Raw genomic sequence first — 23,632 nt, forward strand, 5'->3', positions numbered from 1 at the left:
AAACCTAGGTTGTGGATTGACTCCTGTGCACGCTTACCCGGGATAATTTAGCGAGGTAGCCTTCGTCTCTACAGACTTCCACCCGGCTCCAGACTTTATGAATAGCCGACCGTTTGAGTCAGCTACACGCACCGACTGCGAAGGTCCGCCCCGCAGCACCCGTGTTGCCCCCACCGGGCCAACCAAGTTGGTCGACGTCGATCCGATCTCTTCTGTCTCAATATCGGGGGCGGATTGCCCATCCGCCTTCGCTAATACCGCAACCGTTGTCGAATCCACCCACCCAACATCGCGAATCTTCTGGATAGAGGTGGCAACCTGCGTGGGGTTCACCAATGCCACCGGGCTCCCGTGCTCGTCGCGGTGGACCACACACACGTAGGCCTCCTCAGTTCCGTTCTTCTCGGATACCAGGAGCATCGCCCGCGCCCCATCCAGCGTAAGGACCAGGCGAGTTACTGCCCTACCGGACAGCCATTTTGCCGACACTTCCTTGAGCTGGCCAGCTTCATTCATGACCACTACCGTCGCCGAGGAAGAATCGCCTGTCCAAATCCATCCTCGTCTATCCACTGCCGGAGGGCGCAATGCCTTCCCGGGGTAAGCGACTATCGGAGTCGATTGGCCAAAGAGTACCAATCCGGAATCTTCTGCATTGGCTACCAGTGGCGAGCTACTTACGGGGGAAATAGCCGGATCTGTCAACTGGTAGCTCTGAGTTTTCTGCGCGGATACTAGCTGCCGAGAATGGGAATTCAGGTCACTTACTACGGTCCCAGAGCGAATACCCAAGAGATAATCCGCGTCGTATTTCTGTTCCTCTGGCTGGGTTCCTGCGGGCAAGGCGGAGCCGCCAGAAATCACGTTTAGCGTGGAAGAACTGGACAGCCCAGACAATGTCCGTTCGATCTGGCCGCGAGCCCATCCTAGGTCTTTAGAGGAAAGGGTACGTACCCTCCCAGATAGCTTCACGGACAGCTGTGATCCGTCCGTTTTTACAGTGTCATCTAATTTAGTGTTTGCGGGAATAAAAGTGCGCACGGCTGGGCTAATGGCACCCGAGGGGCCCTTCAGCAACAGCTTGATGAGGTTAGTGGACATGCCTTGCTTCGGCAGCCACCTAGGGTCGGCTACGTACACTTTGGCGTCAGTAGAAACAAAGTACAGGTTTCGCTTCGTGTAGGCAGTGTTAAAAGAATCCAGGGGGATCATGATCCCCTGTGGCAAAGAGGTGATGCGCCACTGCCCATCTACCTTGCCGAAAGTTATTTCAGCGCCTGCTCGCGTGCCTATCTGGGAGGAATCACCAATGCCGTTCTGATCAACGCGCAATCTGCGGATACCGCTGAGCTTAGACGCTTGTCCGTCCTGGTCGTAGGTAATCCGAATAGAATCCTGAGTAACCGTAATTTCGCGCTTGGGATCCCAAATCCGGGCTGCTTCCTTGGTCAAGTATTCGCGCGCGGTAGCAAAATCGTCATAAGTACCGGCAGCCGCAGCACGCAAAAAATCCTCAGTAAGTCGCTGAGGACTGGCCCCTTTTGTGGGTGGAGCTGCCAGCTGCGCCAATGGATCTTGTACCCCCTGCTCGGGTTTGGCCGGAGTGACCGGCCCCGAGGTAGGTAACGACGCGCAAGAACAAAGGAGGGACAGGGCTGCGCCTAGCAAAGCTAGTTTACGAATCTTCACGACGTTCCTCCTGCTCCTCTGGATAGTCGCCTTCGCTGACATTTTCCGGATCTGCCTCGTACATAGAAGGCGTCCCATCGGCAGATAGAAGCTCCACTGTCTGCTCTCCATTATCGGCAGCAACCGAACCCAGAGTAATGTCCTCGGGGTGGGTCCTAGACCACTCGGCGCGGGCTCTGTCCAATTCCGGATCGGATATTTGCAGCGGCAGTTCGGAAATGGGCACATCTGCCTTTACGGGAACCACCAGCATGAACGCTGATCCTGCCTGTGGACACCCAATCACCGTAAGTAAACCGTTGTGGATATGGGCATCCTCTGCCGCAATTGCCAACCCCAAGCCGGTTCCTCCGGTTGTGCGGGCTCGGGCGGGGTCGGCACGATAGAAACGATCGAACACATGCGCAGCAACTTGGTCGGTCATTCCGACGCCCCAATCGCGAACGCGCACCGCCACAGCAGTCTTCGAACACGCTACCGAAACCTTCACAGGACGGGCTTCGGCGTGTTCCAAAGCATTTGTGTACAGGTTCCGAATGATCCTTTCTATGCGAATCGAGTCAATAGCTGCGATCGCCGGACCGGCAGTCTCGAAAATAGTTTCCACCCCGTTAGCCTGCGCCAAAGCCTCAGAATCAGAAATCACCCTGGCCGCAATCTGACTAATATCTATGTCTTCACGCGTGGAAAGCGCAGTGTTGGCATCAATCCGGCTTATTTCAAGTAGATCAGCGAGCATCCGTTCAAAGCGCTCTACTTGTTCGTAAAGAATCACCGCCGAACGCGATTCCACCGGTCCCATGTCCTCTTTGGAATCGTGCAACACTTCAGCTGCCATTCGGATAGTGGTCAGCGGCGTACGAAGCTCATGGGAAACGTCCGAGACGAAACGGCGTTGTAGATCTGCTAGCGTCTCGTAATTTGCAATCTGTTCCTGCAGCGAATGAGCCATCTTATTGAAGTTAGAAGCCAGGATCGATAGCTCGTTGTCGCCTTCTACCTCCAGGCGGGCAGACAAGTCGCCCTCGCCAAATCTGGAAGCAGCCACCGCGGCCCTTCGCACAGGCGTAATTAGCTGGTATGAGACACCAATAATGGTGACCGTAAGCAAGATCAAAATGATCAGCGTTCCCACCGCTAGCACCTGGATGATCATGTCGATGGTTCCCTGTTCAGGCGCAAGCGAATAGACGATGTAAAACTCGTGAGCACCTGCCATAGGCAACAGCACCGACTGGCCTACAACTATGCCGGGGACTTCTTTTCCGCCCACGTTCAGCTTCACCGATTGCCACTGAGCAGTTGAATCCGCCGCTACCTCGGCGCGCATCTGCGGAGTCAGTACTCCTTGCAGGGAGGTATCTACTACCTCGTTGATTCTTACGCTGGAGGCTTCTTGTGGACTGCGCAGCAACATGACCCCAACCGCACCGGCACCAGCCGCGCCTTCACGTTGATCCTGCATAAGCTGGTAAGCCACGTCCTGCAGCTCACCGCCGTCCGTTACATTGGACTGGTCGAGCACCGTCTGCACGGCAGCACGACGCACGGACGCGTCAGAAATAATCTGATCCAATCTCGATTGAAACAAGCCGTCACGAATGTGCGAGGAGACGAAAACCGAAAGCAACAGCATCATCACCGCTGTAGAGGCAACCAGCACCACGGTGATAAACACACCTAGGTTCTGGCGAATTGCTTTAACTAGGTATCGATCCTGAAACCACTTTACTGGGCGTAAAGAGAGGATGCGTCCAGCAAAACTCACGCTTTGTCGCCACCAGCGCGGTAGCCAACCCCACGCACAGTAAGAACGATGACGGGATGTTCTGGATCAGCCTCGATCTTCGACCGAAGCCGCTGGATATGCACGTTCACCAAACGAGTATCGGAAGCATGGCGGTAGCCCCATACCTCTTCGAGTAGCTCTTCCCTGGTGAATACTTTCCACGGCTTCCGGGCGAGGGTAACCAGCAGATCAAACTCGAGCGGGGTTAGTCCCAGATCCTTGCCATCCCTAGTCACTTCGTGGCCAGCAACATCGATCTCGAGATCGCCAATTCGGACCCGTTCCGTCTCGGAATTATCTACATGACGCAGGCGAGCGCGCACCCGCGCCACCAATTCTTTCGGCTTGAAGGGCTTCGGAATGTAGTCGTCAGCCCCGGCTTCTAGTCCCCGCACCACGTCAGTGGTGTCGGTTTTTGCAGTGAGCATTACGATCGGTACGCCAGAAATTGAGCGAATCCGCCTGCAGATCTCGATGCCGCTCAACCCCGGTAGCATCACGTCTAGAAGTACAAGGTCAGGCTGATCGCGTTCGAATGCTTCTAGGGCCTTATCACCGTCTGCGCAGAAGGTCGCCTCGAAGCCCTCGGCACCTACTACAATGCCGATCATCTCGGCCAATGCCTCGTCGTCGTCTACAACCAAAATACGCGCGCTCATAAGGCTCCTTCTCTGTTGTTCGCCTCTTAATCTTACTTTGAAAGATTTCAGTTTTACTTCGAAAGATCGGGCTCGATGAATATTGTCAGATCTAGTTCCGGCAATGAGCCGCGGATGGCAGCTTCAGCCTCGTTGATGTGGTCCGCTATCTGCTTGCCAGAAGAATTCGCCGCCACAGCAATCTTGGCAGCCACCAGCACTTGCTCCGGTCCTAAATGCAGAGTCTGCAAGTGGATGATGTGGAGATCAGCTTTCCTAAACCCTTCCCGCAGCCGCCTGGCGACGTTTGGGGTAACCTACTCTCCTAATAGCAATGACGCCGTCTCAGAGGCAAGGAACGCCGCTACCACTATCAGCAGGATACCGATGGCACCAGATCCTAGAGCATCCCATCTGCCATTGCCAGTAGCTAAGGTTGCTCCCACCCCACACAACGCGAACACCAGACCGGTAAGTGCAGCAATGTCTTCCAACATCACTACTGGAATTTCAGGTGCTCTAGCAGAGCGAATGTAGCCAAAGATACTCTGATTCCCTTTAGCTTTACCCGCCTCCTTCAGGGCGGTCCTAAGCGAAGTGGCCTCGGCAATGATTGAAATCAGCAGTACGGCTACGGGCACCCAATGCCATGAGGTAATAGGCTGTGGATCGACAAACTTGTGGTAGGCCTCGTAGAGGGCGAAACACGCACCTGCCAAGAACAGCACAATAGAGACGATGAATGCGGCCAGGTAACGGGCGCGAGCATAACCAAAGTTATGTTGCGAATCAGGCTCCTTTTGCGCCCTCTTGGAACCCGCCAGTAGCAAGCCCTGGTTACCGGTATCCGCAAAGGAGTGGATTCCTTCGGCGAGCATTGCTGAAGACCCGGTCAGTAGCCACGCCGCTATCTTTGCGATCGCAATTGAAACATTTGCCGCAGCGGCAGCAAAGATTGCCTTCGTTCCACCCTCGTTACTCACTGGCGACCGCCAACGTTATTCTGTTCACTTATCAGCAAAAGAGGGACTTCGTCACGAATTGGGTATGCCTCACCGGAGGCAACATCTACCAAGTATCCGTCCTGCTCTTCAAGCTTGTTGCCGCTGGAAGGTGACACGAGAATATCCTTCACCCAGTCGCGCATACCTAGCTCCTTTTACTGTTGGGGGGAAGTTTCTTGTCCCGATATTACGCGTAAATACCCCCGTTTTCTTCCTACCTGCGTCCTCGCTGCCGGATGACGCGAAACTGACGCGTCAAGTTCACTCTTTGGCTCCGGTTTGACTATCGGATGTGACTTGGGCTCGCTAGCCTTTCGCACTTCATTCGCGAGAGCCATCAGATCGTCATCGGTTGGGTCCCGCTCTTCGAATTTTGTTTCCAACCTGATTACTTCCCAGCCATTGGGAACAGTCAATCGATTTGCGTGGTCCGCGCAGAGATCATACGCCTGCGGTTCCGCCTCGGTGGATAGAGGGCCCAACACAGCGGTCGATTCGTCGTAGTCAAAAGTCAAAGTTGCCACAGCCGGGCGCGAACAAGTGGTCTTAAAACAGGTGCGAATAGGTCTCACATGTGCAGACTACCCGCCGGAGGGCGCGTTCCCCGGTTGGCAGGGCCGGGCAACACCAACTCCTCATAGATCTAACTGAACAGCTGATTCATCTACCCACAAAGACACAAATAGAATAATATGCAACTACACTAATTTGTCGTTTCAAAAGAAATGCCTCTGCCACAGCTTTTAGCATGCATTAGTGTTCCAAGAAACTAATTGCTTATCTATTATCCAAGGGAAACGAAATTGAGACAGTTGAGGCCGTCCAAGTTACTAACTATTTGCGCTAGCGCCGCCACCTCGTATTTAGTCATGCTCCTCAGTTTCTACCCAGGGATCCTATACGGACCTGACCTTGAAGAGCAGTTTGCGCAGGCCTCCGGTCAAATTCCTTTCAACGACTGGCACCCGCCCCTTATGGCACTCATATGGAAATGGGGAATGTGGCTAACTTCCAAACCGTCGTGTCTATTCATCTTCGAAATAACTCTCTTTGTGGGCTCACTCCTGGTTTTTGCCTTGTCGGGATATCGAAGGGGAAAGCTCGATTTGCTCTGGGCCTGCCTGATTACCCTCCTCCCCCTTTACGCCCCTCTCCTTATCCAGTCGGGAAGGTTGTGGAAGGACCAGTTCCTAACATTTTGCCTTCTTACGGCAATTGCAAGCCTTTGGATAGGCGGCAAAAAACGCGGCCAGTGCTGGTCTTTAGCCTTGTTCTTTATGTTCGCAGCCGCGGCCATCTTGCTACGCGCGAACGGCTTCTTTGCAGTAGTTTTCTTGCTCCCGCTAGCCGGGAGGAAGATCCGCGCCTTACTTCCACATCTGCAGTCAGGTCAGGGCAAGACCAAGAGACTCTTTCGTAGCAGAACCGTTATTGCCATCGGCTGTGCCTGCCTAGCTCTGATTGTTGCCACCGCAGGCTTGAATGCCACTGTGAAGATCGCTGCGCAGCCGACGAAGACTCATCAGATAGACCAGCTATTTTTGGACGACCTCATAAATACTTCCTCCCCTACGGAGGTGATGGATTTGCCACTATCTGGCGACTTCAAGAAATTCTTGTCCTCTGCCATTACTCGCTGCTCGGCCGAAGGGCATAAACAGAACCTGATGTGGTATTCCTGCGCAGATGGCCAACGGATTACCATTGAAGATGGAACCACAGTTTTTTCTAGCATCCATCGCTTCCACCCAGAGTTTATGAAGGCCTGGTTCGCGGTCATTCCACAGCACCCGTTTAAATATGTTGGGTACAGAATGGAAGTGTTCTCCCATTTTATTTTCGATACCTGGCCTGCCAATCTAGGAAAGATCAAAGGACATTTCTCTCCAAGGTTTTCCGCCGCATTTACCTCAACATCAAGCTACACAGATTCTGTAAGTTCCAGGTGGGCCCCATTTCTGTTCTGCCCCGCTACCTATCTTCTGATCAATCTAGCTACTATTTGCTTCCTACAAAGACGAAAAGGCCAGCTCTCAGAAGAACATCATTCATTTGCATTCTGGCTCTCTGCAGCATCTTTGTTCTGGCTAGTAAGTCAAATTCCGATAGTTCCGGTCTCGGATTACCGCTACAGTTATTTTTCAATCGCCACAACCGCGCTCGCAGTTGCAGTATTGATGGGCGGGTTGAGCCTGAAGACAAAAACTCCCGGCGGACATGCCTCGCTAGCTAGGTAAATCGGAACTAGAGTCTACGTATGAGCATCTGCAGGGATCGACACGGTAGAGGAAGACGCGGCGTATTAATGCCGCCCACCTTGCCCGGTTCGCTCACTCGGTCCCAGTTCTTTGACATGCTTGTGATCGCTAATGCCCGATCCATTAGAAAGGGATTCCCTAGTGTGGCAGATTGGGAATTCGCTGTCGAGGATGTACCTCCGTCTGATCCTGCCCCCTGGGAACGACAGGCGCCGGTCTTAGCACGAACGTTTACCGGGCGCGCTGGGTCAGGACTGAAGCCTAGGGTGGTGCTCTACCGTATTCCACTTTCTGTGAGGGCGAGCAACCGCCGCGACCTGGCAAAAATTATCCGGCTGGCGCTAGTAGACCAGATCGCCTCGGCACTGGGAATTGCCCCCACTGATGTAGATCCGGGGTATGACCCTAACGGATTTTAATGCCTATTGCTGTGAGTTCGCGGGCTGATCTTGAACTGGTAAAAGTTGAGATTGCGGACTTGCTTACCACTCCGGTGATCGCAACCGGCCCGTCGGACTTCCATTGCCATGTGCCTTCAGGCAGCGCAACTGAAGCACTCTTTAGGGCGGGCACCTTTAGCTTCTTCGGGGTTTGCCCCGCGCCGCGGAATTCCACTACGCCATCGGCATTTGCACTGGCATAGATCTGGGCTCCCTTGGGAACGATCAAAATCCCGTCCTTTGCCTCAGCTCTTGCAGTCGTCCACGTGAAGTCTTTACCCTGTCGTTCGCGGACTGCAGCCAGAACTGGCTTATCAGATAGCACCTGCACTGTGCCGCGTCCCTGTCCAAGACCAGCTAAGGAGATCTCGGCAACGGCTCCGGGTTCTACCGTAACTTTCCCGCCGGGAACGGGGATTCGTTCATCGCCCTCGGCCTTATACACCTGAGCGTGGATGGCCTTATTTGCGGGATTAGTAATCTGCAACTGGGCATCGGCAAAGCCTACCCCAGGAATCAAGTTGGTCATTTCGGGGCCTTCGGCAGCCTCTGTTACTTCTGTGCCTAGGTCGTTTAGGCCTTTAGTCATCGACTGTTGTAGCCAGGCGCTTACTCCCGCACCAGTCGCAGTCAGGTGTAGGCTCACGCGTTCTTCTTCAGGGGCTAGCCCTGCTAATGGAACCGTTACCGTATGGCCTGCTGGCAGACTCACACGCGAGCTCACCAAATCGACAGGCCCAGTCTTCGAGAATGCTTCGATCGTAACGGTAGAATCTTCCTCGCTGGGATTAGCCAGTAGCAAGGTGGAATCTGTCCCGGTGGTGGTGGCTCCTCCAAGTAACCACATTGAAGTGCGCGGACTTTCGCAGGTGGAAAAGGCTTTTGGGGTGTTGCTCTGAAGCCCCACAGCCACGGCAGCTTTCCCGTTTGAGGGCGGCGCCTGCAGTATCGCCCCGGCAGGAGCCTCGGCCCCTATTTCCTTGCCGTCAACAAGCACGCGTGCAGGCGTGCCTTGTTGGGTGATCCCGGCAATGGCTGCCTTTCCTTTTCCCCCTGTTGGAGCGCATGCGGTAAATGTAGGGCCTCGTTGAGGCGTGACGTAAGAGTACGCAACGGCCTTAGTCCCAAGCGGATGAGTCCCGTAGGCAACAATGCCGCCAAGTCCACCGATAAGCGCGAGGGCCGAGAGGGGCGCAATTATTTTCCTAGCTTCCACGTTACGACCTCCTTCCGTTCGGGCCAGATCGCAGCTGCCAGGGCTCCTAGCACTAGCGCTCCGTAGGCTAGCCGCCACGGCCATATCCAGATCGGATTGATACTCAGCCGAAGGGTGCCGCCCAGATTAGCTGGCACTTCAAAGCTCTGCAATCCTGCCGCACTGGTTGCCTCTAAGGCCTTGCCACCGAGTGAGGCTTTCCAGCCGGAGTCTGCCCGCTCCGCAAGTTTTAGGGTACGTACGGACGGACTTGCGCTGATTTTTGCCCGAGCGCTCAGATAGCCGGAGGGTACTACCTGGTCGCCAACCTTTAGGCGGGCGCTTTGAGGGCGCACACGCCACAGTATTCCTAGGTCGTTAGAGCCTATCCGGGTTATTCCCTTCGCAGCGTCGATTTTTTCGGCGAGATTCCGGGCGAGCGCTTGTTCAGTAGAGGGCGAAGCTACCTCGTCGCTTCCTAGTACAGAGCGCGGGATTATGACTTCGCCTACCCCCAGATCCGCTAGTTCGTTAGCAACATCAGTCCCCGAGTTAGAGGCTAGGTTTGCTACTGCGGAACGCAGTTTCGCCGCGGCCCCCTCACCCGGCGCCTGCAAGCTAGAGAGCACGTTCCGCCCGGTCAATGAGGCGGTATTTGTGCGCAGCAGGGACACTTCTATTGCGCCGCTTGTGGGACGCAGGGTAGCGACCTTGGAGCGCGTGCCGGAATCTTGCACTCCTTGTTGGGTTGCGGGTACCTGTCGGTTTGGCGCTGCCTGGAAGCTATCTGGGGTGGGTGAAATTGCGAAGTAAGTACCACTGCCCAACCCGCCAATTAGAAGCACCAGCGACAGAGCTACTCCTAGCACCAGGATCGGCTTTTTCCTCCAGGGTCTGCGCAGATAGTCCAGAGTAGAAATTGCCGCTCCGATTAGTCCTACCCAGGCCAGTGTCAGCCCGGGTCCGGGCCAAGTAGAAACCATGTTGTAGTTTTCGTCTATGCCTGCCTGAACAGAGACAGACAGGACCGCGATTGCCGCCCCTGCCAGCAAGCAGAGCCAGGAGATGCGGGCAGCAACTACGCGTTCCGGAAGAGCGAGGGCGATTACTGCCAGGACAGCCAGTGCCGCCCCCAGTAGGGCCAGTAGCTCTTTACCAGCTAGGGGTACTCCTGCAAGTAACGCCCAGGTAGGAACATTCGGGGTCTGCACCGGCATGCCAGCAGTTGAAAGAAGCACGGTCGGTAGGTGTCCCTTTCCTAGGGCATCCGCAAGCGAGGGCGATATTGCAACTAACATGGGAACGCCTGCCAGTACCCCGATGAGTCCGCCAGGCCGGTGGGTTAGAAGCAGATAAATACCAGCGACCAGGTATACCAGGGCTCCGCTCAATCCGAGGATCGGGGAGGCGGCGCCTACCACCAGCAGCGCTAGGATGCCGACAAAGGCACGCGTGTGAGGACGCCCAAGTTCACCGGCAACTCCTTTTCCATTCACCCCAAAGCCTAGGTGCGGGGCGTGGGCTCTGACCAAGCCCGCGACCGCCCACACAATAAGTGGGAAGAGGGCGTGGGCCAGGGAGGGCGCAAAACGGCCCTGGTGCATTCCGATTAGGAAGAAGGGAGCACACATCCATCCGAAAGCTCCGACGGTTCTAGCCCACGGAGCGCGGGTCACGACCCCCGTACCAGCCCAGGCTGTGGCAAAGGAGATTAGTGGCAAGAATGCGAAAAGGAACGCCATCGCTTTAGACGGAGATATTCCCACTGCAGCGAAGGGTCCTGTAAACATGCAGAGAATCGCTAGAATCGGGTCTGCCATGCCGGCTTCCCCTAGCCCCGACGGGATCCAATTAGAGAAGGCCGCTTCGGCCAGGTCGCGCCATCTAGAGGGAAGGTCCAGCCAAGCACCGCCGTACGGGTGTGCCCAAACACCGCGGGTGAGGAAAAGATTCAGAATGCCAGCCACCACTAAAGATGCTGCTAATGCGGCTTTCTCGCGTCCTCGTCTTGCTACTACCGCCGCAGCAGCGACCGGTTCCAAAGGCGCGGGGCGGGCCGCATCAAGTTCGATCTTCTTGGCAATCTTCCGTTCGGCTCGCACTTCAGCTCTGGTCAGCTCCAACGGGGCAAGCCTTGCTCTTGCCATTATTCTGGCTCGGCGAATGCGACTGCGTCCTGCTACTACTTTCCCGGGACGGGTCAGAAAGGCGATGGCTGCGTGAAGCTGCGCCCTCGCCTGTGCTCGCTGGCCGCGGACCGTGTGGCCGAGCCACCGAGTAAGCCCGCTCCCCAACGCCCACAGGGCGATGAACGGCACGGCAAACCAGTACACTGCCAAGGCCGCGTTGTAGTAGCGCGAACGGCGTAGTTCTGCCGGGTTGGCCCGCTCTCCACGGAACGATTCCTGAGCGTGCCTCACCCGCGCTTTTGCTACTAGTACGACTCTGTGCCCTGCCAGGTGTAGTCTCCGGCCAAGTTCAAGTCCTTCACCGTACCTACCGGCTGATGGGTCTAGCCCCCCGGCTGCGCGAACTTTCTGCCAATCCAGGAGCAATCCCGCAGTGCCAAGAGCTAAGACATCCGAACGGTCGTCACACTGGCCCTGGTCGATGTCGTCATTTAGGGGCATCCGCCATCCTGTACGCGTGGCCTCTATGCCTGCGCTCAGGAGTTTTACCCCTTCAAAATCAAGTTGCGACGGACCGCATGCTGCGATGGTCCGCCCTTTTTCCATCTCTAAAGCAAGTAGTTCCAAACAGTTTGGAGCGGGAGCCGAATCGTCGTGTAGCAGCCACAGAAGAGGTTCCTCAATACTATCAATCTGGGCTATTACTTGCCCCAGTGAGGTAGCTCCTGGGACAGAAATGACGTCCAACCAGTCAGATTTCACTTCCGCCAAAAGAAAATCAGCACTGGTATCTACCACGCTAACCCTGTCGGGGAGAACAGTAGAGGAAAGAATAGCTTCTAAAGTGGCGTCGAGGTACTGGCTGTCTCCGGGAGTGACAACCAAGGCCCGCACGGGCTTGAAGGCGCGGGCGGAGGAAAGTTCGCGGTTCAAACCGCTTTGCGACGTAGACGCCGCCGCTCACGTTCAGATAGGCCGCCCCAGATCCCAAAGCGCTCATCGTTTTCAAGAGCGTACTCTAGGCATTCTTGGCGAACTTCGCATGCCGCACAAACGTTTTTTGCCTCGCGGGTGGAGCCACCTTTTTCCGGGAAAAATGCCTCCGGGTCGGTCTGGGCACAGAGGGCGCGCTCTTGCCAGGCAAGTGGCCCTTCAAGTACGTCCATGTCGGCATACTCGGAACCGAAGGCTTGGGTTAGGTCAAGGTCACCTTCGCCAAGTATGTTCCACACAGCGCTCCCCCTCGTTGTTGCGAATCTAAATTACATGCGTGTCATTAGTCTATGTCAAGAGCATACATGATAGCGAGCCCCATTTTTCCGCCCGATGATTTCCATCGCTTGTGTCTTTGTTGCTATTTCGCGCCAAACCTTGCTCGCAAAGGACTCTATTATTAGGTTATGAATCTTGTATCACTTGTTCGAGACCTGGATAAACGCGTAAGCCCCGCCCTTACTTCCTATGTTGGAGGCGAGCGGGTAGAGCTAACCGGCCACGTGCTTGCCAATTGGTTTTCTAAGATCGCCAATTTACTAGTGGATCTTTCAGATGGTGACACCGAGGCGGCAGTGACCCTGGACCTGCCGCTGCACTGGCGCTCAATTTGCTGGACTATTGGCACCTGGCATGCTTCACTCCCCCTCAACACGTCTGCCCCCGTCCTTGCAGTGACAGACCAGGTAGACACCGCTAAGACCTGGGTAAAAGAAGATAGGGCCGACTCGGTTGGGCTACTATCTTTACCTTTCCATCACCTCACTTACCCCCATCCGCTTCCGGAGGGAACCGTCGACATCGCCTCTGACATGATGGCGAACGCCGACTCTCTAGTGTGGGCTCCCTCGCCGGATGAAGACCTTCCTCTTTACGAGGGCGGACCCGCTTTTGCCGAAGTAACTTCCATTGCGCCCGTTCCTGCCGGAAGATTCGCTATTAGTGGCGACCTCTTCGCGGTTAGCCTGCAGTGTGTTCGGCTATGGGCGGCCGGCGGCAGCGCGGTGTTGATCCCAGCTGATTTGGATGACCAAGAGTTGGAGCGCATCCTGCAGGTCGAGGGCGCTACCTTAGGGGACGTCCACCTGCGCTAGGTGCCCGTGCCCGCGCACTCGCACGGTACCGTCAGAGGCGTCGATAAACGCCCCATGGCCCCGCTGTAAAGAAAGCTCATTCGATTTTGTAGCGATCACTGCTTGCCCATCGAGGCAAGTCAAGATCCTAGGCCCCCTCCCCGGCAGAGGACGCCACTCGGCTCCCAGCTGCGCTAACGAGAGTTCAAAATCGTCAACAGGGGCGTAGTAGACGGCGGTCCAGTTGTTGACCCACTCTGGGGCTATACGCATCGGTGGGGCTGCAGAAAAATCTGTGCATCGCAGTGCCTCGCGCGCATCCACGTATTTCTCGGTTAACCCGGCTCGCAAGACGTTGTCGGAAGCTGCCATCAGTTCTAGCCCCAAGCCCGACATGTAGGCATGGATATGCCCGCAGGGAATGAACAGGGTCTCGCCTCTGCGCAAGGTGACAGGGTTTAGCAGGAGCGAAAGCACTGCTCCTGCGTCTCCGGGATATTCCTCCCCAAGCTCGCACGCAATGGTATCGGCTCGCTTCGATGGCGTGGTGCCCCGGTCGATGCGGTCTCGGCAAGCCACCACCACTTCGTTGACGGCTGCCTCATCCGGGCACGTGTCAGGATCCATCAGTTGGGTCGCAATGGTGCGCATTCCGAGCGCATTAGTTTGGTGGTCCAGAATATCGAAGAGGGAGCGAGCTAGCGGTGCGGCTAAGTCGCGTAAGATCTCGCGGGCTTTGCGGGGCGCCCTAAAACCGACCACCGCCTCAAAATCGGTGAGCGCCATCAGCATCTCTGGCTTGTGGTTGGAATCCTTGTAGGAGCGCGAGGGCGAGGAACGATCAATCCCCTGTTCTTCCTCGCGCGCGTATCCCTTGACCGCGATCTCTTTTGAGGGATGCACCTGCAGAGAAAGGGGCCTGGCAGGCGCCACGTATTTCATCAAAAATGGCAGAGACTGCCCAAACCTGTCGACGGTGTCCTGTCCGAGTGCGGACAACGGATCAGAACAAATATGCTCTTCCAGCGTTCCCCCGCCCACTATTTTGGTTGGTGCTATCGGGTGGGATCCGTACCAAATTTCGGCTACCGGTGTAGAGTCGGCAGGCTCGCGTAGTAAGGCTGGCAGTGCATTTCGTGAGCCCCACGCGTAGGGTTGCTTAGCGCCCTCGAGCAACAACATCTAAGGAATATTCCTTCCCCGCGCGTGCTGGTAGAGGTCGTACCACTGACTCCGCTCTAGGTGGACTTCCCGGGCACGCGCACAAGCCCAAATCCGTTCCGGCTTGGTAGTACCTATGACTGGCACTATGGCTGCCGGATGCTTCTCTAACCATGCCAATACTATGGCCTCTGGCGGCACCGACATATTCTGGGCCAACTGATGCACAAGTTTCCGGGTCTGTTCCACGTTCGGATCGGCTGCGGGCACATCCGCGGTGTAAAGACCACCGTCTAAGGGGCTCCAAGCTTGAATTTGCACGCCCCTATTTAGACACCATTCGATCGTTTGCTCGTCAAAGCTGGGCTGGCCAGCAGTGTTGAAGTCTACTTCTGCGTCCACAAAGGCGTGATGTCCCAGCGAAAGCTGGAGTTGATTTGCGGCTAGTGGAACGTACTGAGCCCAGGCTCGCAACTGCGCCGAATGCATATTCGAGACCCCCACTGCCCCGATTACCTTCTGTGCCAGCAAATCCATGAGTGCCTTACCAACGGCTGCCTTGTCGGCCAACGGATCGGGCCTATGTATAAGGAGGACGTCGATGTGGTCGGCGCCGAGGCGGTCCAGCGACCCCTCCAAAGATTCCTTCAATCTATCCGGCGTCTGTTCGTACCTGGGCACTCCCTTTAGGTGGATCCCAAATTTAGTCTGGATTTTGAAATGGTCGCGAAGCGAAGGATCGGCCTGGAAAGCCGCAGAAATTGCCTTATCGGCATACCCGTCCTTATAGATGTCTGCCGTATCGATCGTGTCGATCCCAACCTCTTTAGCAGCCCGCAAAGCCGCGAGCGCTTGAGACGCTTCTGCCTCGCCAACACGCGGCGAGTCCCATGGGCCGCCCAGCCCCATTGCTCCGTAGATCATGGTTAAACAATAGCGGGGGCGCACCAGAGCCGCCCCCGCTAAAGTGATTACCTACTATTTTTCTTTCGGATGAGTCATAGAGGCCACGTCAAGGGCCTTGTCCAGATCCTCTTCGCTAATTTCGCCACGTTCCACAAAGCCCAAGTCAATGGTGGATTCGCGGATTGTAATACCTTCCTTGACCGCGTGCTTGGCGATCTTAGACGCTGCCTCATACCCGATCACCCGGTTCAGCGGGGTGACGATCGAGGGCGAAGATTCAGCCAGTTCCTTACAGCGGTCAACGTTTGCCTTTAGGCCATCAACTGTCTTCTCGGCAAGAACCTTGGCGGCGTTACCCACGATGTTGATTGATTCGAGCAGGTTGGAAGCCATGACGGGCAGCATAACAAGCAGGTCAAAATTGCCTTGAGCTCCCGCAAAGGCGATGGTCGCGTCATTGCCTATCACCTGGGCTGCGACCTGGACGGTGGCTTCAGGAACAACTGGGTTGACCTTGCCTGGCATGATCGAAGAGCCCGGCTGCAAGTCGGGCAGTGCCAGTTCGCCAATACCGGTACGCGGGCCCGATCCCATCCAGCGCAGATCGTTACAGATCTTCACTAGCGAGACGGCCACGGTGCGAATAGCCCCGGACATTTCAACTAGAGAATCCTGGGCCGCCTGCGCCTCGAAGTGGTTGGGCGCCTCGGTGAAAGGCAGGCCCGTGTTCTGGGCAATCAATTCGATAACACGCTGGCTGAATCCGGCAGGAGTATTGATTCCGGTGCCAACCGCAGTGCCACCAAGCGGCAACTCGCATAGCCGCGGCAGTGCGCCCTCGATCCGCTTGATGCCGTTGCGGATCTGCATAGCGTAACCGGAGAACTCCTGCCCCAGCATGATCGGGGTAGCGTCCATTAGATGGGTTCGGCCAGACTTCACAACGTCGGCGAATTCCTCAGACTTCTTCTCCAGTGACTGCGCCAAGGTCTTGAGTCCTGGAAGCAACACTTCGTTGACCGCTTGCACGGAAGCAATGTGGATAGAGGTCGGGAACACGTCATTTGAGGACTGGGAAGCGTTCACATGATCGTTGGGGTGTACGGTGTCGCCCTTGATCCGACTTGCCAAGGTGGCAACCACTTCGTTTGTGTTCATATTCGAAGAAGTGCCGGATCCCGTCTGGAAGATATCGATCGGGAATTCCTTGTCGTGCTTGTTTTCGATGACTTCTTCCGCAGCCTGCTGGATCGCCTTCGAGGTGGCCTCGTCAATTACGCCCAATTCTAGGTTGGCAATTGCTGCCGCGCGCTTTACTTGCCCAAGAGCGGCAATGTGGTGATCCGATAGTCCCTTTCCAGATATCGGGAAGTTTTGTACTGCACGCTGGGTCTGTGCGGCATAGAGAGCCTCCTTTGGCACCTTTACTTCGCCCATCGTGTCATGTTCAATGCGGAATTCGTCAGCCATTGACTTGTCTCCTACTCGTAGTTGGGTGGCGCTGCGCGCCGCTGCTAACTATTGTCTCGCACACATTTTTTCTAGGCTAGTCGTAGGTCCCATTATGCCCGCGCAAACCCTTGGGGTATGCCTTATCTGCCCATCTGCCACCACTACCGCATATACATTCGCCCATATTGGTCTGGTCCGTGTTGATGAAATAGGCAAAGACACATCCAAGGGTTACTTCCGCGGGAAAGTTTCGTTCTGAGCTACACGGACTTAGAGCCGCATCAATATTGATGGTGGTCGTGTACCACACTTGGAATTGGAAGAGTCAGCGGCGGAATTGACATCTTCCTACTCATCTCCAGCTATTTGCTGATGCAGATGTTCTTACGACGCATAGATAGAAATGGCCCGCTCAATGTTGTCCAGTACTGCCTGAAGGTCTTCCGCCGACTATTACGCCAATAAAGACCGGGTTAGCCCGTTTCAACATTTTTGGTCCCTTTCTATTCAGGGGCAGATATTCCTGGCCTGGCCCGCCCTTATTTCTTTGACTGTGTGGATAGACCGCAAGATCGGGGTGTGCGCTAGGAGCGGGCTGTGGACTGTTTATGGAATAATCTTTGTCGCATCCCTGACCTGGTTTATATACATAACTAACGCAGATCAGACCTACTCTTACTTTTTCTACTTTCACCCGCCTGTGGGAATTCGCAATAGGCGCGCCGTTCGCCCTCGCCCTGCCCTTAGTGGAGCAGCAGTTTGGCTTTGGACCAAACTTTCGGGGAACTCCTTCACTTCCCAATCGGCTGGTGCGGGCAACCGTCGTATAGGTCGCATTCATAGCCATTTTGCTGTGCGGGATTATCTGGGACGTGCAAGGAGGATTTCCTGGTTTCACGGCATTATGGCCCACTGTAGCCGCACTATTAGTTATTGCATAGGGACGCGCTCACCTTCCCTGGTCGGTAGCCTCGCTCCTTTCTACAAGACCGTTCCAACATTTGGGGGACATTTATTACGCCCTCTACCTGTACACTGGCCGCTCCTCATCACCCTTACTATCACTGCCGAGGGCGGAAAGCGTGGTTGGCTTCGCAAACTTGCGGTTCTATTCGGGAGCGTAATAATTGCTGGGCTACTCACACGGTTTGTGGATGCGCCAATACGCTACTCAAACTGGCTAACCCAGAAACGGCGCCGCTCAGCGGCGGTCATTGTAGTAGCCCTAGCAGCAGCACTAGTGCCGCTCACCGTTGCGAACATTCACCTAGATAGAATGGTTCAAGCAACAGACAGGCTAGCAGCGCGCAATAATCGGGGAGCCCGAGTTCTTTTGCATCCCAATCTGCGAAAAAATACTTGGCCTGCTTCCCCGCTCACCGAACTAAAGAATGATTGGTCGCTTACCGCACTGTATCAAGGTGAGTGTGCCCATGGGGCGGGCCTCAAAGGCGGCGAGCCAGGAGTCAGCCCAGTGTGCAAGATGGAGTAAGGACGCATTGGCTTTCACCCTGACTATGAAGCCCGATTTGGTGATATTGACTTCCTCCTTCAAACCTAAGGACAGCAATAATGAGGAAATAGTTCAACCCGGCGTCCAGGAAGCTATAAGGAGGTATTTGCAGGGTGGAAGTGCTGTATTGGCCCTGAGAGATGCTCCCCGATTCTCGACGGATCCGAACGTGAACATAGAACGTGCCCAGGAGATGGCGTTTAAGGCCACAGGTATACACCCCACGCCTGCCCCTTCGAAAGCCTATATTGCCTTTTTAAAGAAGCAGAGAGAGCCGGTGTCCTACCTAGACCCATCGCCGTGGATCTGCCCGTCTGGGGCTTGCCCAATGATTATTGGTAACATCTACGTTTATCTTGACCAGAACCATTTAAAGGCACAATACGCTAAATCCATGGGACCACTATTCGCGTGCGAGGCGCCAAAATTAGCTTTACCCAAGTAAGCTACAGGGTGTAGTGGCCTCTGCAGAATGTATTGAGGCGTTTCCACAGGAGGGAGAGGGCATGGCGACAAGGCCATTGGTTTCTATTGTTACGAGGACGAAGGACCGCACCGTCCTCCTTGATCGCGCACTCAAAGACTGCGCCAAGCAGACCATGCGCGATTTCGAGCTCATCGTAGTAAACGACGGCGGCGATCCAGCTCCTGTAGACGCGCTCCTCGAAAAGCATGCAAGCCTCTTGCAGGGACGGGCACGCGTCATTCACAATGAGACTTCCCAAGGCATGGAACGAGCCTCAAACATAGCGATAGAGTCCTCTACCGGCCGCTACATCTGTATCCATGACGACGACGACACCTGGTCGCCCCTGTTCCTAGAACGTGCATCCAACTTCCTAGACGAGCACCCCGGCTACGGCGGCGTAGCCGTTCGAACGGAAATCGTCCTGGAAAAAATCGAAGGACAGACTGTAACTGAGTTGGGCCGCGAAATTGCCTGGCCCGATGTAAAACAGTTCTCGCTGTCTAGACTAATGAGTTCCAACATTGCGGTACCAATATCGTGCATGTACCCCCGCTCGGTCATCGACGAATTGGGCGGTTTCCGTGACGATCTACCGGTCGTCGGAGATTGGGAATTTCATCTGCGCCTAGCAGCAAAGTACGATGTGGGCTTCATCGATGGGCAGCCGTTGGCCTTCTGGCATCAGCGCCGATCCCAAGCTGGTGTATTGGGTAATTCCGTGTTTGCAGGCGCAGAAAAGCACCACTATTTCGATCTGAAAGTGCGGGATGAGTACTTGCGCGAATACGCCGAGAAGAACGGAGTTGGCGCACTGCTATGGCAAGCGGCAATGTTTAATCAGTTACGGGGCAGCCAGGAGACTGCCTTCGGATGGGCAAAGTGGAAAGTAAAGAACTTCATCCAAGACCGTAGAGGCAGGAAATAGACAAACCACACTGTGGGGCCACTCCAATATTGGAGTGGCCCCACATGCTTGTTACTTGGATACGGTCATGCGGTAGACGAATGCAGCCATCGCATTACGATCAATTCGCTCCCAGGGACGGAACGTCTTGTCTTCTTTCCAGCCAGTAGTTACCCCACTGTTGTAGGCCCAGAAAATGTCGTCTGCAAAAGCCATTCCCTTCTTCACGTCACGCAGCCCGTGCCGGTCCGCTGTATCAGCTATCATCGCAAGCGCTCTAGAGTCCGGATATTTGGCTCTAAACTCTGGCGTCTGTACAAAGCGACGTAAGAAGGCTGCCATAGCATTGCGGTCGATAGGTTGCCACGGACGGAATTCCTTATGACCGCGCACCTTCCAGCCTGTAGTTATCCCCCGCTCAGCTGCCCAGGAAATCTCTTTGTAGAATGCATTCTTGGGGGTTACATCGGTGAACACTTTCTTTTTCGGAGTATATGCGGGCGAACCAGCCAACCTATATAGGTAAGCCGCCATAGCATCGCGGTTGATCTTGTTGAACGGACGGTACGTCCCATCAGGCCAGCCGGTAGTTACTCCCCGATCCCTTAGCCACTTGATTTCTGCAGCAAATGGGCTGTCCGCCCAGACATCTACAAAGACCTTACCTTCCGGCTTCGACAGTTGGGCAGCCGGTGCCGGCTTCGGCTTTTCAGCGGGAGCCGGTGTCGGCTTCGGCTTTTCAGTGGGATCTCCCCACTTCGGAAATAGGGTCCAGTCCTGGTCAATTACTGTTTGCGCATCCACTTCAGTACCGGGCGCACAATTGCGCTCGCGGCACCATTGGATGGAAACCTTCCCATCTTCCCTACCTATCTCAGGCAGTTCCCCTAGCTTCTGACCTACGGTTAGGTCTCGCTGTTTCGGCGCGATGGCCTCGCCCTTGGTGTCGAACTTTAGAAATACCTTGCTTTGTTCCCTTTGTTGTTCAGCGGTCTGGTAGACGCGAACGTAGTCAACATCGATTTTGGCATTCTTGTAGTCGAGCTCAGTTCCACTAGGCCTTCCGGCCCATATGCCTGGCGCCTTCAGGCCCATGTTCAAGATCAAGTAGAATTTCTTGTCGAATGGTGCAAGCGCTGGAGAGTCCTTGTGTACGGTGCCGTTTTCCTTATTTATCCAAGAAGAGTCCCACCGCCTATTCCCATAGGTATTTCCCTTTGCCTTTTCATGAACTGGCGGCTCAGCAGAGCGCGTATCCTTGCGCGCGTATTCCTTGCCATCCATATAGAAGACGAAGCCGTCCGGAGTCCAGTCCATTGCCCACACATGCCAACTACCTGCCAAATCTCCTCGCGCAGGTGAGAAAGCAATCGCGGCGCTATCGCCGTCGTCACGAGTAGAAGTAGATCCTGAAGTATGCAGTACTGTCTGGTTCTGCTTAGGAGTGGCAGATCGCGGATATTCAATCCAGTCGATCTCTCCATCCCTAGGCCAACCGTACGGGCTCTGTTCTGGCATCATCCATAGCGCTGGCCACGTCCCAGGTGCCGAGTAGAACTTTACGCGGGCCTCAAAGTGACCAAATTTCCACGCCTTTACTCCTGCAGTCTGAATGCCTGCGGAAGCATCTTTCCCCCACACTCCTGGCAATCGAGTGGCCTGCAAACGCAAGATGCCATCTTTCAAAACCAGATTGGAGCCATCAGGGTCAGACGGATCGAACTTATTCACATACTCCATAGCTCCGTTCGACCAAGGCTTCGACTTGTTTATATCCCCCCATCCTGCATCTAATTGCGAACCATTAAATTCGTCATTCCAAACCAGATTGTATGTTTTACCTTGCGAAGTAATAGTTTGTGGCACTTCGGAGGTAGCCTGATCATCTGCTATAGCAGATGGAATTACTATCCCTGTTGCCATAGCAGAAGTCGCGACGACTACAGGAATTAGGGTACGTCTTTTCATATTCAAACCTCAGAGCATTAAACTGCAGATTAGACATTCTCATCCTACCTGGTCAGCACACTGCAATTGATCACACTATTCTCATTTTCACAATTTAATTAGCTACCATCTAATCGACTTACACCTTGACCACAGGAGTGCTTATGCGAAAATGCATTTTACTTGCTATACCTTTAGTATCTTCACTTGCGCTTACCATTACGCCACTAAGCATTGCCCAGGCAGATGAGGGCAACATTGAGCCTCAAGCATGCGTAGCTAACACTAATGGATCCACTACCACCGAAGCCGTCCCGCGAACCGTGACCGCGGAAGGGCGCACATATGACCTCGTATGGAATGACGAGTTTTGTGGCAGTGGAATTAACTGGGCTAACAAATGGAATCGTCATGGAGAACCAGAAAATGGTCCATTTAAGTACACCAATATCGAGGCCCCAAAAACTGACCCCAGCTCTAATCTATTCGTCGAAGCAGGCGCATTAAATATTCGGGCACACCCGGCTACCGGCAAGAACGATCGAGGCATTGGGGTCCTAGCCAACTCCGGTTCTATCTCAACACGCAATCATGCGGCTTGGAAATATGGCCGCTTTGAAGTCCGGCTGCGCACCCCAGGACAACGGGGAACCTGGCCGGCTTTTTGGCTAATGCCTAAACAAAATCCTTACGGTTGGCCAAAAGACGGAGAGCTCGATTGGTTTGAGAATCTAGGCGATTCTTGGGCACGAAACACTAACTTCACTTCTATTCATGCCTCCACTGTTCCCTGGAATACCCACCGCAGCAACGACGATCACGCAACAGACGCAGACTCCAAGAACATAGGCCCAGTTGATCTTCCCGGCTCCTATCACACCTGGACTATGGATTGGAGTCCGAGCGGATTCATCTTCTACGTCGATGGGAAGGAATACTCGCGCCGTTCTACCTGGCAAAACCAGTGGGTTAGACCAGACGGGTCCCATTATTCCGGGCCAATGCCAGAACCATTCGACAAGAAGTTCTACGTAATTGCCAACCTAGCCATGGGAGGTTGGGCATCACGGCCCAACTCCACCACTGATTGGTCTCGTACTTTCCAAATAGACCATTTCCGCGTCTATCAAACTAAGGAACAGCAGGAAGGCCAGAATCGGGCATACGTGAAGTATCAGACCGAAGGGTACGGAAAGGCTCCAGCGGCCTTGCAGAACCAACCTATTGGCTCCGTAATTACTAACCTTCCTTCTCTGTCTGATCCTCGCGCGCAATTCCAAGGCTGGTACTTTGACCAAGGCTTCACCAAGCCGGTCGGAAATTCTTTTACCCTGGCAGATGATACTGTCTTATTTGCCAAGTGGAACGTGAAGAAGACTACTGTGGCAAGGGCCGGCACGCCGAGCAAGGCGCCGTTTAGGGACGTTTCTCCTTCTTCTGCTTTCGCGGGCGAAATCTCGTGGATGAAAGACACAAAAACTACGACAGGTTGGCCGGACGGCACTTTCAGACCATGGAATAAGATTAATCGCGACGCAATGGCTACTTTCTTGTACCGAATGGCCGGTTCACCTGCTTATACTCCACCCAAATACCCCCTGTTTAAAGATCTAAAGAAGTCGAACGCCTTCTACAAAGAAATCTCGTGGATGGGCGAAACAGGTATCTCCACAGGGTGGGACGACAGAACCTATCGGCCTTATCAACCAGTAGAACGCGGCGCAATGGCTGCTTTCCTGTACCGCTTCTGCTCTAAACACGCCGACAAGTGCTCGCCTGCAGTAGCTACAAATAACTACGTGCAACCTATGAAGGACATCTTTAGGGACGTTCGTTACAAGAGACGGGGCAACCTAAGTGTCGCGGCCTTCCACAAAGAAATTGGCTGGCTAGCGGATTCTGGTATCACCACCGGTTGGCCCGATGGCACTTTCCGACCTGTCAACTACATAGACCGCAATGCAATGGCAGCGTTTATCTACAGGATCAAATCTAACAAGCGGTAGCTAATAAGTGGGCGGGCAGCAAAGCTGCCCGCCCATATACTTTTAATTGCCAAGGTGGCAATCGAA

General features: G+C 54.6%; 20 protein-coding genes. 6 read left to right on the forward strand and 14 right to left on the reverse strand.

The window, feature by feature from the left end; genetic code table 11:
- Positions 1–33 precede the first annotated feature (33 nt).
- From QP400_RS00645 to QP400_RS00675, 7 genes are all read right to left on the reverse strand, one after another.
- Positions 34–1,689: an LpqB family beta-propeller domain-containing protein gene (locus tag QP400_RS00645; RefSeq protein ID WP_004806033.1), complete on the reverse strand. Its 1,656-nt coding sequence runs from the start codon at positions 1,687–1,689 to the stop codon at positions 34–36.
- Positions 1,676–3,457 (reverse strand): MtrAB system histidine kinase MtrB, encoded by a 1,782-nt coding sequence (gene mtrB / locus QP400_RS00650; protein WP_004806032.1) that lies wholly within the window; start codon positions 3,455–3,457, stop codon positions 1,676–1,678. The genes QP400_RS00645 and mtrB overlap by 14 nt, the downstream gene beginning before the upstream one ends.
- A complete protein-coding gene (gene mtrA / locus QP400_RS00655; RefSeq protein ID WP_004806030.1) occupies positions 3,454–4,137 on the reverse strand; it encodes an MtrAB system response regulator MtrA in 684 nt (227 codons plus the stop codon). Before mtrA ends, mtrB begins: the two co-directional genes overlap by 4 nt.
- Before the next feature lie 53 nt (positions 4,138–4,190).
- Positions 4,191–4,367, reverse strand: coding sequence for a hypothetical protein (locus tag QP400_RS00660; RefSeq protein WP_196793450.1), 177 nt, complete (start codon positions 4,365–4,367; stop codon positions 4,191–4,193).
- A 66-nt stretch (positions 4,368–4,433) separates the two neighbouring features.
- On the reverse strand, positions 4,434–5,099 hold the full coding sequence (locus QP400_RS00665) for a cation diffusion facilitator family transporter (RefSeq protein WP_004806027.1): 666 nt from the start codon (positions 5,097–5,099) through the stop codon (positions 4,434–4,436).
- Positions 5,096–5,263 carry a Trm112 family protein gene (locus tag QP400_RS00670; RefSeq protein WP_004806025.1) on the reverse strand — a complete coding sequence of 56 codons (168 nt, stop codon included), beginning with the start codon at positions 5,261–5,263 and terminating at the stop codon, positions 5,096–5,098. Before QP400_RS00670 ends, QP400_RS00665 begins: the two co-directional genes overlap by 4 nt.
- A gap of 12 nt (positions 5,264–5,275) precedes the next feature.
- A complete protein-coding gene (locus tag QP400_RS00675) occupies positions 5,276–5,644 on the reverse strand; it encodes a DUF3499 domain-containing protein (protein ID WP_434739020.1) in 369 nt (122 codons plus the stop codon).
- A gap of 345 nt (positions 5,645–5,989) precedes the next feature.
- On the opposite strand from QP400_RS00675, the gene QP400_RS00680 reads away from it, so the two are divergent.
- Both QP400_RS00680 and QP400_RS00685 read left to right on the forward strand, forming a co-directional pair.
- Complete coding sequence (locus QP400_RS00680) at positions 5,990–7,357, forward strand: hypothetical protein (protein WP_141740529.1); 1,368 nt, start codon at positions 5,990–5,992, stop codon at positions 7,355–7,357.
- Positions 7,358–7,521: 164 nt separating this feature from the next.
- Positions 7,522–7,797: a metallopeptidase family protein gene (locus QP400_RS00685; RefSeq protein WP_180803532.1), complete on the forward strand. Its 276-nt coding sequence runs from the start codon at positions 7,522–7,524 to the stop codon at positions 7,795–7,797.
- Here QP400_RS00685 and QP400_RS00690 read toward each other — a convergent pair.
- The 3 genes from QP400_RS00690 to QP400_RS00700 are packed head-to-tail and all read right to left on the reverse strand — an operon-like array spanning position 7,784 to position 12,308.
- Positions 7,784–9,034 (reverse strand): DUF5719 family protein, encoded by a 1,251-nt coding sequence (locus tag QP400_RS00690; RefSeq protein WP_004806019.1) that lies wholly within the window; start codon positions 9,032–9,034, stop codon positions 7,784–7,786. The two genes, QP400_RS00685 and QP400_RS00690, sit on opposite strands and share 14 nt — an antisense overlap.
- Complete coding sequence (locus QP400_RS00695) at positions 9,016–12,075, reverse strand: glycosyltransferase family 2 protein (protein WP_004806018.1); 3,060 nt, start codon at positions 12,073–12,075, stop codon at positions 9,016–9,018. The genes QP400_RS00690 and QP400_RS00695 overlap by 19 nt, the downstream gene beginning before the upstream one ends.
- Positions 12,072–12,308 carry a WhiB family transcriptional regulator gene (locus QP400_RS00700; protein ID WP_176744646.1) on the reverse strand — a complete coding sequence of 79 codons (237 nt, stop codon included), beginning with the start codon at positions 12,306–12,308 and terminating at the stop codon, positions 12,072–12,074. Before QP400_RS00700 ends, QP400_RS00695 begins: the two co-directional genes overlap by 4 nt.
- A gap of 234 nt (positions 12,309–12,542) precedes the next feature.
- On the opposite strand from QP400_RS00700, the gene QP400_RS00705 reads away from it, so the two are divergent.
- Complete coding sequence (locus tag QP400_RS00705; RefSeq protein ID WP_004806014.1) at positions 12,543–13,229, forward strand: TIGR03089 family protein; 687 nt, start codon at positions 12,543–12,545, stop codon at positions 13,227–13,229.
- On the opposite strand, the gene manA is transcribed toward QP400_RS00705, so the two are convergent.
- The 3 genes from manA to QP400_RS00720 are packed head-to-tail and all read right to left on the reverse strand — an operon-like array spanning position 13,206 to position 16,745.
- Positions 13,206–14,390 carry a mannose-6-phosphate isomerase, class I gene (manA, locus tag QP400_RS00710; RefSeq protein ID WP_004806011.1) on the reverse strand — a complete coding sequence of 395 codons (1,185 nt, stop codon included), beginning with the start codon at positions 14,388–14,390 and terminating at the stop codon, positions 13,206–13,208. The two genes, QP400_RS00705 and manA, sit on opposite strands and share 24 nt — an antisense overlap.
- Complete coding sequence (locus QP400_RS00715; protein WP_065420875.1) at positions 14,391–15,293, reverse strand: aldo/keto reductase; 903 nt, start codon at positions 15,291–15,293, stop codon at positions 14,391–14,393. It lies immediately after the preceding gene.
- A 54-nt stretch (positions 15,294–15,347) separates the two neighbouring features.
- On the reverse strand, positions 15,348–16,745 hold the full coding sequence (locus QP400_RS00720; protein WP_004806008.1) for a class II fumarate hydratase: 1,398 nt from the start codon (positions 16,743–16,745) through the stop codon (positions 15,348–15,350).
- A 1,415-nt stretch (positions 16,746–18,160) separates the two neighbouring features.
- On the opposite strand from QP400_RS00720, the gene QP400_RS00725 reads away from it, so the two are divergent.
- The gene (locus tag QP400_RS00725) at positions 18,161–18,685 is read left to right on the forward strand and encodes an SGNH hydrolase domain-containing protein (RefSeq protein ID WP_004806005.1); all 525 of its coding nucleotides are present in this window, start codon (positions 18,161–18,163) and stop codon (positions 18,683–18,685) included.
- A 61-nt stretch (positions 18,686–18,746) separates the two neighbouring features.
- Positions 18,747–19,634, forward strand: coding sequence for a glycosyltransferase family 2 protein (locus QP400_RS00730; RefSeq protein ID WP_004806004.1), 888 nt, complete (start codon positions 18,747–18,749; stop codon positions 19,632–19,634).
- Positions 19,635–19,685: 51 nt separating this feature from the next.
- Here the strand turns inward: QP400_RS00730 and QP400_RS00735 are convergent, their stop codons facing one another.
- Positions 19,686–21,581, reverse strand: coding sequence for an S-layer homology domain-containing protein (locus QP400_RS00735; protein WP_004806001.1), 1,896 nt, complete (start codon positions 21,579–21,581; stop codon positions 19,686–19,688).
- Positions 21,582–21,724: 143 nt separating this feature from the next.
- Between QP400_RS00735 and QP400_RS00740 the strand changes: the two genes are divergently transcribed.
- On the forward strand, positions 21,725–23,566 hold the full coding sequence (locus QP400_RS00740) for an S-layer homology domain-containing protein (RefSeq protein ID WP_285462435.1): 1,842 nt from the start codon (positions 21,725–21,727) through the stop codon (positions 23,564–23,566).
- The last annotated feature ends 66 nt before the right edge of the window (positions 23,567–23,632 follow it).

This window comes from Winkia sp. UMB3158 (assembly GCF_030217145.1).
GTDB lineage: Bacteria > Actinomycetota > Actinomycetes > Actinomycetales > Actinomycetaceae > Winkia > Winkia anitrata.

Bases quoted from the DNA above. Each gene is read 5' to 3' on its own strand.
- mtrA (WP_004806030.1), bottom strand. From the start codon at position 4,137: ATGAGCGCGCGTATTTTGGTTGTAGACGACGACGAGGCATTGGCCGAG.
- QP400_RS00670 (WP_004806025.1), bottom strand. From the start codon at position 5,263: ATGCGCGACTGGGTGAAGGATATTCTCGTGTCACCTTCCAGCGGCAAC.
- QP400_RS00680 (WP_141740529.1), top strand. From the start codon at position 5,990: ATGCTCCTCAGTTTCTACCCAGGGATCCTATACGGACCTGACCTTGAA.
- QP400_RS00700 (WP_176744646.1), bottom strand. From the start codon at position 12,308: ATGGACGTACTTGAAGGGCCACTTGCCTGGCAAGAGCGCGCCCTCTGT.
- QP400_RS00705 (WP_004806014.1), top strand. From the start codon at position 12,543: ATGAATCTTGTATCACTTGTTCGAGACCTGGATAAACGCGTAAGCCCC.
- manA (WP_004806011.1), bottom strand. From the start codon at position 14,390: ATGTTGTTGCTCGAGGGCGCTAAGCAACCCTACGCGTGGGGCTCACGA.
- QP400_RS00715 (WP_065420875.1), bottom strand. From the start codon at position 15,293: ATGATCTACGGAGCAATGGGGCTGGGCGGCCCATGGGACTCGCCGCGT.
- QP400_RS00720 (WP_004806008.1), bottom strand. From the start codon at position 16,745: ATGGCTGACGAATTCCGCATTGAACATGACACGATGGGCGAAGTAAAG.
- QP400_RS00725 (WP_004806005.1), top strand. From the start codon at position 18,161: ATGGGGCGGGCCTCAAAGGCGGCGAGCCAGGAGTCAGCCCAGTGTGCA.
- QP400_RS00730 (WP_004806004.1), top strand. From the start codon at position 18,747: ATGGCGACAAGGCCATTGGTTTCTATTGTTACGAGGACGAAGGACCGC.
- QP400_RS00735 (WP_004806001.1), bottom strand. From the start codon at position 21,581: ATGAAAAGACGTACCCTAATTCCTGTAGTCGTCGCGACTTCTGCTATG.
- QP400_RS00740 (WP_285462435.1), top strand. From the start codon at position 21,725: ATGCGAAAATGCATTTTACTTGCTATACCTTTAGTATCTTCACTTGCG.